Origin of the sequence: Phaeobacter sp. CAU 1743 (genome assembly GCF_039839315.1) — a bacterium.
Classification (GTDB): Bacteria; Pseudomonadota; Alphaproteobacteria; order Rhodobacterales; family Rhodobacteraceae; genus Phycobacter; species Phycobacter gallaeciensis_A.
In genome coordinates this window covers 1-12624 of record NZ_JBDOQR010000098.1, presented here as the reverse complement: position 1 = coordinate 12624, position 12624 = coordinate 1, and the positions used below count along the sequence as shown (strand labels likewise).

General features: G+C 59.1%; 11 protein-coding genes, 1 tRNA gene and 1 pseudogene. 1 reads left to right on the top strand and 12 read right to left on the bottom strand.

Translation table 11 applies throughout. From position 1 onward, the window contains the following. Nucleotides 1–200: 200 nt before the first annotated feature. Nucleotides 201–680 (top strand): hypothetical protein, encoded by a 480-nt coding sequence (locus AAFO90_RS22675; protein ID WP_347510874.1) that lies wholly within the window; start codon nt 201–203, stop codon nt 678–680. Here AAFO90_RS22675 and AAFO90_RS22670 read toward each other — a convergent pair. The 12 genes and pseudogenes from AAFO90_RS22670 to AAFO90_RS22615 form a co-directional block, all read right to left on the bottom strand. Then, nucleotides 661–828: a hypothetical protein gene (locus AAFO90_RS22670; RefSeq protein ID WP_347510873.1), complete on the bottom strand. Its 168-nt coding sequence runs from the start codon at nt 826–828 to the stop codon at nt 661–663. The two genes, AAFO90_RS22675 and AAFO90_RS22670, sit on opposite strands and share 20 nt — an antisense overlap. 249 nt (nt 829–1077) lie before the next feature. Beyond that, nucleotides 1078–1152, bottom strand: a tRNA-Gln gene (locus tag AAFO90_RS22665). A 105-nt stretch (nt 1153–1257) separates the two neighbouring features. After that, on the bottom strand, nt 1258–2262 hold the full coding sequence (locus AAFO90_RS22660) for an NADPH:quinone reductase (protein ID WP_347510872.1): 1005 nt from the start codon (nt 2260–2262) through the stop codon (nt 1258–1260). Between the two features lie 203 nt (nt 2263–2465). Next, nucleotides 2466–4133, bottom strand: a complete 1668-nt coding sequence (locus AAFO90_RS22655; protein ID WP_347510871.1) for a transcriptional regulator — start codon at nt 4131–4133, stop codon at nt 2466–2468. A 293-nt stretch (nt 4134–4426) separates the two neighbouring features. After that, nucleotides 4427–5287 carry an MBL fold metallo-hydrolase gene (locus tag AAFO90_RS22650; protein ID WP_237028386.1) on the bottom strand — a complete coding sequence of 287 codons (861 nt, stop codon included), beginning with the start codon at nt 5285–5287 and terminating at the stop codon, nt 4427–4429. A gap of 278 nt (nt 5288–5565) precedes the next feature. Then, the gene (locus AAFO90_RS22645) at nt 5566–6726 is read right to left on the bottom strand and encodes an ABC transporter substrate-binding protein (RefSeq protein ID WP_274868908.1); all 1161 of its coding nucleotides are present in this window, start codon (nt 6724–6726) and stop codon (nt 5566–5568) included. A 47-nt stretch (nt 6727–6773) separates the two neighbouring features. Further along, nucleotides 6774–8663 carry a long-chain fatty acid--CoA ligase gene (locus AAFO90_RS22640; protein WP_274836040.1) on the bottom strand — a complete coding sequence of 630 codons (1890 nt, stop codon included), beginning with the start codon at nt 8661–8663 and terminating at the stop codon, nt 6774–6776. A gap of 17 nt (nt 8664–8680) precedes the next feature. Next, nucleotides 8681–9454 (bottom strand): ABC transporter ATP-binding protein, encoded by a 774-nt coding sequence (locus AAFO90_RS22635; protein ID WP_065272845.1) that lies wholly within the window; start codon nt 9452–9454, stop codon nt 8681–8683. Beyond that, a complete protein-coding gene (locus AAFO90_RS22630; RefSeq protein ID WP_065272844.1) occupies nt 9454–10221 on the bottom strand; it encodes an ABC transporter ATP-binding protein in 768 nt (255 codons plus the stop codon). Before AAFO90_RS22630 ends, AAFO90_RS22635 begins: the two co-directional genes overlap by 1 nt. Further along, nucleotides 10218–11303, bottom strand: a complete 1086-nt coding sequence (locus AAFO90_RS22625; protein WP_065272843.1) for a branched-chain amino acid ABC transporter permease — start codon at nt 11301–11303, stop codon at nt 10218–10220. The genes AAFO90_RS22630 and AAFO90_RS22625 overlap by 4 nt, the downstream gene beginning before the upstream one ends. A gap of 4 nt (nt 11304–11307) precedes the next feature. Next, nucleotides 11308–12183 carry a branched-chain amino acid ABC transporter permease gene (locus AAFO90_RS22620; RefSeq protein ID WP_065273757.1) on the bottom strand — a complete coding sequence of 292 codons (876 nt, stop codon included), beginning with the start codon at nt 12181–12183 and terminating at the stop codon, nt 11308–11310. A gap of 336 nt (nt 12184–12519) precedes the next feature. Continuing rightward, nucleotides 12520–12624 (bottom strand): annotated as a pseudogene (locus AAFO90_RS22615) (IS5/IS1182 family transposase); the annotation flags it as partial.

The window sequence follows — 12624 nt, the reverse complement described above, 5'->3', positions numbered from 1 at the left end:
GACGGCTGGGAAACCCTCTCTCAGCCCCTCGAACCCATGCCCCTTGACCTCGCAGCCTAAAACACCGACCCTTCACATGCCCGGAGCGCGCCGCCAGGGAATTTCCACAGCATTCGCGACACGACCTGCAACGCAAACTGATCAAGCGACTGGTTCTGACGGCTATCAATGCAGGGGCCAAGGACGCTGCCTTCAGAGGGGTGAGGGACGGCTTTCCCACCGGGCATGTTGGCAAGACGCTGACCAATGATCAGCTTGAGGTTCTTCTCGCGGCTTTCCTTGAGAAGTCCCCGCATCTGACGGAGCTGCTGTTCAAGGACCACGGGATCAGACTGATGAATCTGGACGGTCAGATCACTGAGTGGGTTCATCGGCACTTCTGCGATCAGGGCGTCCCGGTCCTATCGGTGCATGACAGCTATCTGATCGACTTCACCCGTGTCGGGGAGCTGAAGCGGGTGATGGCGGAGGCCTCCGAGGCGGTTGCGGGAGCGGCCCTGCCCACAGCGAACCAGTTCTTTGGTCTGGATGAGCAGGACCCGACGGCTGAGCATGTCCGAGACTACGTGATCTGGCGGCAAACTCCCCGGTCAGAGGGCTATCTTCAACGGATGGCTGAGCATGAACAGCGGACGGGTCGGCCCGTTGAACCGTTCGACATCAACCAAGTGCGACAGTGAAGGCAGTCTTCGGCTTCGGCCCCGACGTCTGGTCGCTCGGCAGGTACTCGTCCCAGATCCGGTCACAGAGCCCCGCAACCTCGGGATGGTCTGACCAGCGGTGGACGTCGATCGGGCGGGAGTGCCAGGGGTTCTCTATGTCTCCCATAGGTCTCCCTTTCTTCAGGTAAGGAAGGAAGAACCTGGGGTCTCCTCCTCCGCTTTCTATTCATTACTTATACCTATTCCCTCCCCTTACCCCAGCCTAAGGGAAGAGGAAAGGTTAGCCCCACTCAGACCATGGTAGCCGCGCCCTCGTCAGCGACCAGCCAACGTGCAAACCAACTGGGGCGGTAACTGGGGCGATCTGGGGCCTATGAGGCCCGCCGGATGCCTTATTTCTTAAGGAGAAGGCCGATGGCTGGGGTGGTAGGATTCGAACCTACGATACACGGTACCAAAAACCGCTGCCTTACCACTTGGCTACACCCCATCGGTGAGGCGCTGTCTAAAGTTAGTTGCGGGGGGGTGCAAGAGGGTTTTTGAAAAAATCTGACATCCTTTTTCCAACACCGCAGACGCCCCCCCTTCTCGCCCCTTATTTCATTGGATTTTCAGAAGTTTGCAGCAAAATCACGCCTTTGCGATCACCACCCTCAACGGCTTCATGCGCTGTGGCGGCCTCGGCCAGAGGAAAGATTTTCGCCACGGGAACCGACAGGGCCTCAGTCTCTAGGGCGCGATTCAAACGGGCGATCGCCGCCTCACGTTGGGTCGGCGTCAGCAGGTAGACCAGAGCCATCTCCAACGTGACCGCCTTGAACATCAGCGGATAGAAGGGCAAGGCGGGTTGCATCGCCTTTGCCGAGCCATAGGCCGTGATCCGGCCGTTCGGGGCGATCACTGCCGCGTCCACCTCGGCGTTGGCGCCAAACTCCACCTCGACGATCAGATTGACGAGCTGGCCGTGATTTGCAGCGATGATCTGGTCGCTGAGGTCCGTAGCGCTGTAATCCAGCACCGCGTCGGCCCCGGCCGCCAGAACACGGTCTCGCGCAGCTGCGGAACAGGTCGCGATCACCCGCGCACCGCCCCATTTGGCCAATTGTACAGCCAGAAGACCTACGGTCCCTGCCCCGCCCTGCACCAGAACGGTTTTGCCGGAAACCTCGCCACCGGAGAACACGGTATGACAGGCGGTCAGCCCCGGAATGCCAAGCGCGGCACCGGTTTCAAAATCGACCGTGTCAGACATGGGTACCGCCTGCTCCTGCGGCAGGCAGATCTCGCTTGCGGCGGTGCCATAGGCGCGCTGCCACTGACCGTTCCAGATCCAGACCCGCTGCCCAACCCGCGCCGGATCCACGCCTTCGCCGACTTCGGTGATGACGCCCGCGCCATCGCTATGAGGAATGATTGCGGGAAAGGGCAGTTCGGTTACGCCCGCCCGTGCTCCGGCCCGCGCTTTGACATCGGAAGGATTGACGCCGGAATAGGCCAGCGCGACGCGTACCTCGCCAGAGGCAAGTTCGGGTGCTGGCAGGGTTTCAAGGGACAGGACCTCTTGGGCAGGTCCGAAGGCGCGGTAAACGACGGCTTTCATGATGGGGCTCCATTTTCTGTGTCAGCCCGGAAGAACGACGTCGGCCCGGACCTTTGACAGACAAGGAGCCTCAAGACGGCCACAGACACAAGGCGGTTCCCACAAAAGCGCCGCCCCGATGAACAGAGACCCACAGATTTGCCGGGTGGCAGGCAGCAAGGGCCTCCCCTCGCTTCAGCGTAGCGCTCTGGATCAGAGAGGTATCAGTCCGGGACACCCGCCATTTTCAGCGCATGCCCCCATTCCTCTCCGGCGGGTCCTGCCGCAAGCGGCGTGTAGTTGTGGTACCGGCTCATATTGAACATTGGCGCGGCCTTCAGAAGATCCTGAACCGTATCGCGGGCTTCGGAGGTGCGCCCCGACATCTGCAAAGCAATGGCCTTGGTCCCCAGACTGGTCGGATAGGAGGCATTTGCCTCAAGCGACCGATCCGCAAGCTCGATCGCACGCCCATAATTCCGTGCGGTCAGGTTCGCGACTGCGGATTCCGCGTCGAAATAATAGCGTTGCGGCCCCAGTGGGGACAGCCGTCGCGCAGCATCGGTCAGTTGCACCGCCTCGTCCGGGCGGTCCTGATAGGCCCGGGTGGTACCTTTGAGCAGCAGGGCCAAGGCTTCGTTTGGATTGTCCTTCAAAGCCAGATCATAGGAAGTCTGCGCCAGATCGAAATGGAACAGCAGATGGCTGGAAATCACGCCCTGCAGCGTATGCGCCAGCGAGAAAGACGGATCCGCGCTGAGCGCCGAGGTCGCAAGCTGTTCCGCAAGATGGATATCAAGCTGTCGATCATTGGAAAAACCCTTCTGGATCCGCAGTACGTGCCAGAACCCCATCCATGTCAGAGCAAGCGGATGCTGCGGGGCCCGGCTCAGCAGCACGTTCAAAATTTCGCGTGCCTTTTCAAAGGAAGCGGGGTTCATGTCCTGCATCAGGGAAATCGCGCCCATTAACAGCGTGTGCCCCTCCAGCCCTGCCAGCGGCTTGAATCCGATAAGGCGGATCGATTCGCCCACAACCGTTTGACCGATTTGGCGCGTGGCATCTCTCAGGGCCGCGCTTTGTCCCGCCATCAGGTCCGACAACGGCCCCTGGAAGCTGCGCGACCATATCACCTTTTCGCGCACCGCATCGTGCAACTCGATATCCGCATTCATCATCTGCCCGCGCACATGCACCACACCAGACACCAAATAGTTCACCCCAGCCACCTGCGAGACCTCGATCGGGCGGATCCGGTTCGGGTCGAATTGCCGCGAGGCCAGATAAGATGTCACGGTGAAAGCCTGACTGCGTGCAAGGCAGCGAGACAGTTCTTCGGACAGCAATGAGCCCAGGGGCGAGGTGTCCTCGCCCGGGGTGTGCTGCACGAAGGGCAAGACCGCGATTGGAGGCAGAAGATCATTATACTGCACCCGACCGGTTTGCCCGATTTGCCCAGCGCCGCCGGTGGGCTGCCCTGTCTGCTTTGCCTCGAAGTCCGCGCGCATCTGGGCCAGCCAGCTTTCGAACCGGGTCTCATGCGGCAGTTCGAAACCCTCCATGAACTCGGCCTGATCCTCGGGCTCAATGAACTCCACCCGTGACAGGTCCAGAGTAACGCGTTCCCGGTTAGCTGTGATCGCCTGAGCCGCTTCCGGTCCCAGATGGCGTTTTAGCGTCGATAATGCCGTCCTCAGGCTGGCCTTTGCTTGTTCAGGTTGAGCGAGGCTCCACAAAGTGTGTTCTAAAAATGCTCTTGTTCGGATACCCGATGCTGAGGTCGCCAAAAGGGCCATCAAGGCCTGATGCTTGGCCCCTAGGGGTACGCTGCTACCATCCGACAGAAATACACCGAACGCGCCGAACTGATTCAACTTGATCAAATTACACATTAATCCACCTAATCGACCGTGATCGCAGGATCAAATTACAACAATGCGACGCAAAGATGTAGTGAAAAATCACCTTTTCAAATAAATAAAGATAATTGAATTGAAATTTACATGTATCAAGTTTCTTTAAACACGCATAGGAATAGTAACGGAATGAATTGCCGCCAAGCCAATAAGCTGGATTTTTTCCGAAAAATTCGGATTTTCCACCTTTAACCGCGCCCCAGACGACGCTGGGCGCGGCTTCTCTTAAAAATATAGTTTAACTTAGGCCAAATTTACAAGGAGGCAAGTTACAACGGGATAAACCGGTAACCGTCACCCTTGCGCGCGACCTGCCCCAAACCACCCTCTGGTAGATGGTAGCCAATCACCCGCGTCTGCTCGTGAGCCAGTTGATCCAGCAAGCTCATGCGGGCGGCAGCGGCCATGGCTGCATCCTGGTCGGATCCCACGTGCCAATCGGGCCTTTCAAAGCTCACGTGGGAATTGCCGATGGCATCGCCAAGCACCATCACGCTCTCGCTGCCGGACCTGAGTTCAAAGGACATATGGCCCGGCGTATGACCATAGGTCGCCCGCGCCGCGACACCGGGCAGGATTTCTTCGCCATCGCGGAACCGGGTGATCTGGTCCTCCAGGATCTCCATCCGCCGAAGCGCCCCGGCGGCCATGGTAGCGCGGGCCTCGCCGATCGTGTCAATGGTGCTGGGGTCGAACCAGAAATCCCATTCCTGCTGTCCGATGAAATGTTCGGCATTGGCAAACAGAGGATCATCGAAATCGTCCAGAACGCCCCACAGGTGATCCGGGTGGCAATGGGTGAACACCACATGGGTGACGTCCTCGGGGGATACGCCCGCCGCCTCCAGCGCGGCGGGCAGTTGCCCTGCGCTGGCCTGGAAGGCCGGGCCGGAACCGGCATCGAACAGCACGACACGGTCGCCCTGACGCATCAGCGTGACGTTCAGCGGAGGTTCCATCGGATCCTGGGCAACGCCGTGCCGTGTCAGGATGGGCATCAGCTGCTCTGGCGACTGCTCGGGAAACAGGAACCCCTGAGGCAGCACAAGGTTGCCATCAGACAGGGTTTGAAGGGACATATCGCCAATCATCAGCTGATCGCCGCCCGAGGCTGCAGCCGCCGATGCCATACCAGCAGCGGATCCTGCCAACGCCATACTGGCCCCTGCCCCTTGCAGAAATTCTCTTCTGTTCACACCCATTGCACCTGCCTCCCAATAATGCATCTGCGCAAATATCCGGCCGCCATGGCACAGTTATATTCACGTACGCGAATTTATATAATTTGGGGTTTGGCAATGTAAAGCCGGGCGCAGAACACCGGGCAAAAACAGACGCGGCTGACAAACAGAAAACCGGCGCGGGTCACCCCGCACCGGTTCATATCAGAATAACTAAAGAGCGCGCGTTACTGGCGGCTCAGTTCTTTCCATTTGCCATCTTCGACAACCGAGATCACGATATCGTCCGCACCACGGTGATCATCAGCCGCATAGGTGATCTTGCTATCGGTCAGCTCATCATAGAAATTGAGGCTCTCCATCCCCTTGATAAAGCTTTCCTGTGTCAGATCCTGCCCCGCGGCCTCAAGCGCGCGAATGACCGTATCCGCTGCGGAATACCCCAGCATGGCAAAGCCACCGGCCGGCTGACCGAACTTTTCCTCATAGGCTTTCATGAATTCGGCCGGCACCGGATCTTCGGCGCGGGCGATCAGGCTGACCCAGCCAGCCGCCGCGTAAAGACCATCGGTCACACCACCGGGAACGGCAGCAACCACATCAAGGAACCCGGCCGACGTGTTGAGGAATTTCACATCGGTCCAGCCCAGTTTCTTGGCAGTGCCGACAACGGTGATGCCCTGCCGCACGCCCAGCGCCAGTGTCACCACGTCACAGCCAGCGGACTTCAGCTTTGTGAGCGAGCCGACAAAATCCAGCTCATCCGGCTTGTGCGAGGTTTCCGCCGCATAGGTCAGGCCCAGCTCTTTGCTTACATCCTCGGTGCTTTCCTGAATTTCCTTGCCGAAATCCGACGGGATATACATCGAGCAGACTTCCTTGGCATCGAATTCACCGGCCAGATATTTCACCCCGACCTGCACCTGATCGTAGTAGCTGGAGAAGCCGATGAATTTGTTGTGCATCGGTTCCTGAAGCATCTGACGCGCGGCGGACAGCGGGCTGATGTTCGGAATGCCCTTGGGGTCCAGCAGCTTGAAGCCAGCCACGTTCATCGGTGTGCCCAGCGACAGAAGCATGGCAAAGGCCTTGTCGCGGTTCAGCAGCTTGTTGTAGCCCTGCATCGCGCGCGGGATCTGATAGCCGTTGTCCTCGACGACGAACTTGATCTGGCGACCATGCACACCGCCTGCGGCGTTAATTTCGTCAAAGCGCAGGTTGGCGCCATTGACCGCCGGCACGCCCACCGCAGCAAAGATACCGCTGAGGTCATTCACCGAGCCGATTACGACTTCGCTGTCCGTAACCCCCTGAGTGTCAGCCTGAACCGCCGTGGCCCCGGCAAGGGCTACAGCCGCCATCGTCAGCGCAGATGTCAGTTTTTTCATTTTCGCTTCCTCCCTAAATAACTGTCCGGCGTTCCTTGTCGCCGCCGCTAGTACATGTCGTCGATTAGTGCCTTGTGCTTCTTCTCCACAAAACTGCGTTTCAGTTTCATCGTTGCGGTCAACTCGTCGTCCTCGGCCGTCAGAAGAACGTTGATCAGGCGGAAATCCTTGATCTGTTCGACCCGTGCAAAGTCCCGGTTCACAGCTTCGACCTCTGCTCCGATCAGCTGTACCACCTCCTCCGCGGCACAGAGCGATGCAAAGTCGCTAAAGGGTATCTTGCGGTCCTGCGCGAATTTCTCAACATTTTCCTGATCGATCATGATCAGACAGGTGAGATATTTGCGCCCGTCCCCGATCACCACCGCATCCGAGATATAGTGGCTGAACTTCAACCGGCTTTCGATTTCGGCCGGGGTGATGTTCTTGCCGCCTGCGGTGATGATGATGTCCTTGATCCGGCCGGTGATGGTCAGATTGCCCTTGTCATCCAGCCTGCCGACATCACCCGTGCGCAGCCAGCCATCGGTGGTAAAGGTCTCGGCGGTCTTTTCATTGTTGCGCCAGTAACCCTGGAAGTTGTTGAGCCCCTTGGTCTGGATCTCCCCGTCTTCCGCGATACGCACCTCGACCCCAGGCACCGCGTGCCCCACCGTTCCCGGCGCGTTGGTGTCGAAAGTGTTGATGGTGGACAGGCCGGCGTTCTCGGTCATGCCGTAGCCTTCGATCAACGGCACACCGATGGACCAGTACCATTCCAATAGCTCGGGTGAGATCGGCGCGGCGCCGGTTCCGCCGCGGCGCATCTTGTCCATGCCCAGCATCCGGCGCAGATTGCGCAGAACCGCAAAATCCCAGAAGGCATAAGACGCCGCCACGCCCGAAGGGACGGGCTTGCCGTACATCACGTATTGCGCCCGCTTGCGCCCGGCCTTGACCGCCTGATGGAAGGCCATACGTCCAATCGGCGTGGCTTCCTGCGCCAGAACCAGGACCCGGGAGTAGATCTTTTCCCAGACCCGCGGCACCGCGAAAAAGGTCGCCGGAGAGACCTCCTGCATATTGTCGAACACGGTTTCCGGGCTTTCGGCGAAGTTCACCGTGCTGGAAGCCGCGAGCGGGAAATAGACCGACACGTTGCGTTCAAGGATGTGGCACAGCGGCAGAAAACACAGCTGATCGTCTGTCTTGTAGACTTCCAGCGCCCGCGCCCCTGCCTCGGTCGAGGCAAGGATATTCTCATTGCTGAGCATAGCGCCTTTGGGCATGCCCGTGGTGCCCGATGTATAGATCAGAAGCGCCGTGTCCTCGGGCTGGGATTTGGAAATTTCAGCCTCGAAGGTGCCGGGATGGCGCGCTTCATAGGCTTTACCCAGCTCGTACAGATCCTCGATGAAGAGGCATTTTTCATGATCCAGATCATGCAGCCCTTCGCGTTCATAGATGATGACCTTGGCCAGCCCCGGAACCTGATCGGCGATCTCAAGGTACTTGTCGAGCTGTTCGTCGTTTTCGACAAACAGGAACCGGCTGTCGCTGTCATTGACCAGATAGGCCAGCTGCGAGGCAGAGTCCGTGGTGTAGACGCCAGAGGCAATCCCGCCGACACCCTGAATACCCAGGTCGGAGTAAAGCCATTCGCGCCGGTCCTCACTTAAGATCGACACCACCTCGCCGCGTTTCAGACCCAGCGACATCAGGCCAAGGCCAATCCATTTCGCGTGATCCCAGTAATCGTTCCAGGAATAGGCTTTCCAGATGCCCATATCCTTTTCGCGGTGAGCAGTTCGGTCGCCCAGCGCCTGACAACGCAGCTGAAACAGTTTCACGATGGTGTCACAGCCGTCCACCAACACCGGGCGCTGGCCCGGCTCTGCGTTGAACGAAACGCCGTTGAGAACCACCTGCGGGTGTGCGGTCTGTCCAAGGTTTTGCATGTTCATCCCTTCCCCCCTCATCGCCACGTCTTCTTGCGTTTCCAGCGTTTCTCTCCGCGCTGGCCTTCTTCCTGGTGGCCCAAATAAAAGGCCTGGATGTCCTCGGACTGCATCAGGCGGTCGGCGGTGCCGTCCATCACGATGCGGCCGATCTCCATCACATAGCCCACATCCGCCAGTTCCAGCGCGATGCGGGCGTTCTGTTCCACCAGCATCATGGTCACGTGTTCCTCGGCGTTGAGCCGCCGCAGAATGGCAAAGATCTCCTGCACCAGAAGCGGCGACAGGCCGAGGCTGGGTTCATCCAGCAGCATGATCTTGGGCCGCAGCATCAGCCCACGCCCGATCGCCAGCATCTGCTGCTGGCCGCCGGACAGCGTCCCGGCCTCCTGGTCGCGCCGTTCGGCGAGGATCGGGAAATAGTCGAACACCATCTCCCGGTCCTTTTCGATCTCGGCCCTGTCCGACCGGGTGTAAGCGCCAAGGCTCAGATTTTCATTCACCGTCAGCAGCGGGAAGACCTCGCGGCCTTCGGGCACGTGTACGATGCCCTGACTGACGATCTTGTGCGGCTCCTGCCCCTGAATCGGCTTGCCATCGAACAGCACTTCGCCCTTTTCAGGATCCATGATGCCCGAGATCGTTTTCAGGAGGGTGGATTTCCCGGCGCCATTGGCACCCAGAACGGTGACGATCTGCCCCTTGTCCACCTTCAGCGACACGCCCCGGATTGCCATGATCGGCCCGTAAAAGCTCTCGAGGTTCTTGATTTCCAGCAAAGGCTCTCCCATCAGACAGCCCCCGCGCCAAGATAGGCCTCGATCACGGCCGGGTTCGACTGCACCTCAGCCGGGGTGCCTTCGGCCAGCTTGGCCCCATCCGCCAGCGCCAGAACGCGGTCGGACACGCCAGAGACCAGCCCCATGTCATGTTCCACCATCAATACGGTGATCCCCATCTGTTTGCGGATATCATCAATCCACCAACGCATGTCCTGCGTTTCCTCAACCGAAAGTCCCGAGGCAGGTTCATCCAGCAACAAGAGCCGCGGCCCCGAGGCCAACGCCCGGCCCAGTTCGACCACCTTGCGCACGCCATATGGCAGGCCAGCGATCATCTTGTTCCGGTAGGGCTGCAGGTCGAGGAAATCGATCACCTCCTCCACGGCCTCGCGGTGGCGGTGCTCTTCGCGGCGCACACGCGGCGCAAAGAACAGCTCTTCGATCAGCGTGGACTTGCGGTGGCGGTGCCGCCCCACAAGAAGGTTCTGCAACACCGTCGCGTGATCAAAGAGTTCAATGTTCTGAAAGGTCCGCGCAATGCCAAGATCCGCCACCTCGTCCGGTTTGCGATCCAGCAGGTTCTGCCCGTCGAAGGTGAAAGAGCCCGCATAAGGTTCGTAGAACCGCGAAATCAGGTTGAACACGGTCGACTTCCCTGCCCCGTTCGGGCCGACGATGGCGTAGACCTCGCCTTCCTCGACCGAGAAGGACAGATCGTTCACAGCCACAACGCCACCGAATTTCAGCGTTGCATTCTTGATCTCCAAAAGGCTCATCTCAAACGCTCCGTCTTCAGGTAGGTTTTCTGGCGACGGAACATGTCCTTGCGCGCAAAGGGGAACAATTCGAACCAAGTCCGTATCTTCAGCCAGCGGCCGTAGATGCCCATGGGTTCGAACAGGATGAACAGGATCAGGATCATGCCGAAGACGCCGGTTTCCAGCCCCGGGATGGCGACGCCGCCACCGATCACGCTGTCTTTGAGGATCGACAGACCCTGGGGCAGGAAGGCCACCACAACTGCGCCGAAGAAGGCCCCGTGAATGGAGCCGAGGCCGCCAATCACGATCATCATCAGCAGGGTGATCGAAATCACGATCGAGAAGGTCTCGTTGTTGAAAGTTCCCGCATAGTATCCCATCAGCGCACCAGCCCAGCCGGTGATCATGCACGACAGGCCAAAGGCGGTCGCCTTGGTGCGTGCAATGTGAACGCCCATAGCAGTCGCCGAGACCTCACTGTCACGCACCGCAGCAAAGGCACGGCCCAAAGGCGAGCGCAGCAGGTTGCGGTAGAACAGTGTGCAGATGATGGTGACGACAAGCACCAGATAGTAGAACCGGGTCGGCATCGACCAGCGTTCAATCTCGAACCCGAAAATGGTGATCATGTCCGGGAACTTGCCCGACACGCCGCCAGTCCAGGGCTCCAGCAGGACGATAATGTCATCGGCAAGGATCGACAGGGCAATGGTCGCAATCGCCAGATAGATCCCGTGCAACCGCAGGGCCGGAATGGCGATCACGGCGCCGACGATCCCGGTGATGACGCCGGCCAGCGGGAAAGCCAGAATGAACGGCAGCCCCTGTTCGATCAGGATCGTGTTGGTATAGCAGCCGATGGCCAGAAACGCCGCATGGCCAAGGCTGGCCTGACCGGTCTGACCGGTTAGCAGCATCAAACCCAGACCGGCAATCGCCCAGATCAGCACGTTGGTGACTTCGCCGATATAGAACTCGTTGATCAGGAACGGCAGGCCAAAGGCAATCAGGATCAGAAGGCCATAAACGCAGGCCGTCCACATGTCGGGGAACAGGCGGATATCCTGTTCATAGGTGGTTTTGAAATGAATGCGCATGGGATCAGACCTTCTTCACTCGGACTTGGCTGAACAGGCCGTGCGGACGGAACACCAGCACCGCCAGAAGCAGCGCATAAGGCGCGATCTGCGAATAGCCCGCCGCAAGATAACGTGCGGCGAAGGGTTCGATCACACCCACGATCAGACCACCGGCCAGCGCGCCGGGGAGCGAGCCGAAGCCGCCGATGACAGCCGCCGCAAAGGCCTTGATGCCCAAGAGGCCGGCGTTGGGATCAATGGCGCCCTTGGAGGCAAAGAGGATCCCGGCAACGGCAGCGGTTGCGCCCGCCAGCCCCCAGATCAGGCCCTGCACCCGGCGCACCGGGATGCCCATGAAATAGGCCGCCATCTGGTTTTGACTGGCCGCCTGCATGGCAAGCCCCAGCTTGGTGCGCTGGAAGAACTGGTAAAGCGACCATGTGAGCAGGAAGGTCACCACGATCACCGCGACATCCGCCATGCCCAGCACGACGCCGCCCAGTTGTAGATCGCCCAGTGCAAGCGGGCTTTCCAATGTCTGCGGCTCGTGCCCCCAGATCAGACCAGCCACGAAGCGCAGCACAAAGCCCAGCGCAATGGTCAGGATGACAACCGCAGTCTGGCTCTGCCCGAACAGGTGCCGCAGAATGAAAAAGTCGAGCAGATAGCCAAGAACCGCCATGATCGAAATCGCCAGCGGTGCTGCGACCCAGAATGGCAGGTCCATATATTCTGCGTTGGTAAGGCCAAGGGTCACAAATGCCCCCAGCATCATGAAATCGCCCTGAGCGAAATTGACCGCTTCAGTCGCTTTGTAGATCAGCACAAATCCGAGCGCGATCAGGCCGTAGACACAGCCATTCGCGAGCCCGCTGACCAGGAGCTGCAATACTTCCAAATTTTCCTCCCCCCGCCCGTCATGAGCGGTTCCTGACCCGGTCATTGCCGGGCATATGCGCCTTATTTTACTGGGTTTTCGCTGCGCCTCCTCAAGCGGCGGAAACCCTTGGCGTCTAAAAACAGACTACTGAGTATGTTTTTCCCCTGTCAATTGCTAAGACCCAGCGTCAAAATGGCAAAATGCGGCTATATTTTGAGCATATGCCCCCCTATTGTTCGCTCCGCGCCCGATGGTGTGCGGCAGCGATCAAGGATGGTAAAATGGCCCCTCCAGCCGCGCCGCCCCGCAAGCAGACGACGTCAGGCGATGCATCATGTTAGGGTCTGTGGACATTCATCGTGAGGCGATGATGGCAGCCGCGAGATGCCAATTGGCGGCGTAGCTGGACGTTGTCTTTTCGTAGCGGGTCGCTATGGCTCTGAATTCCTTGATCTTTGC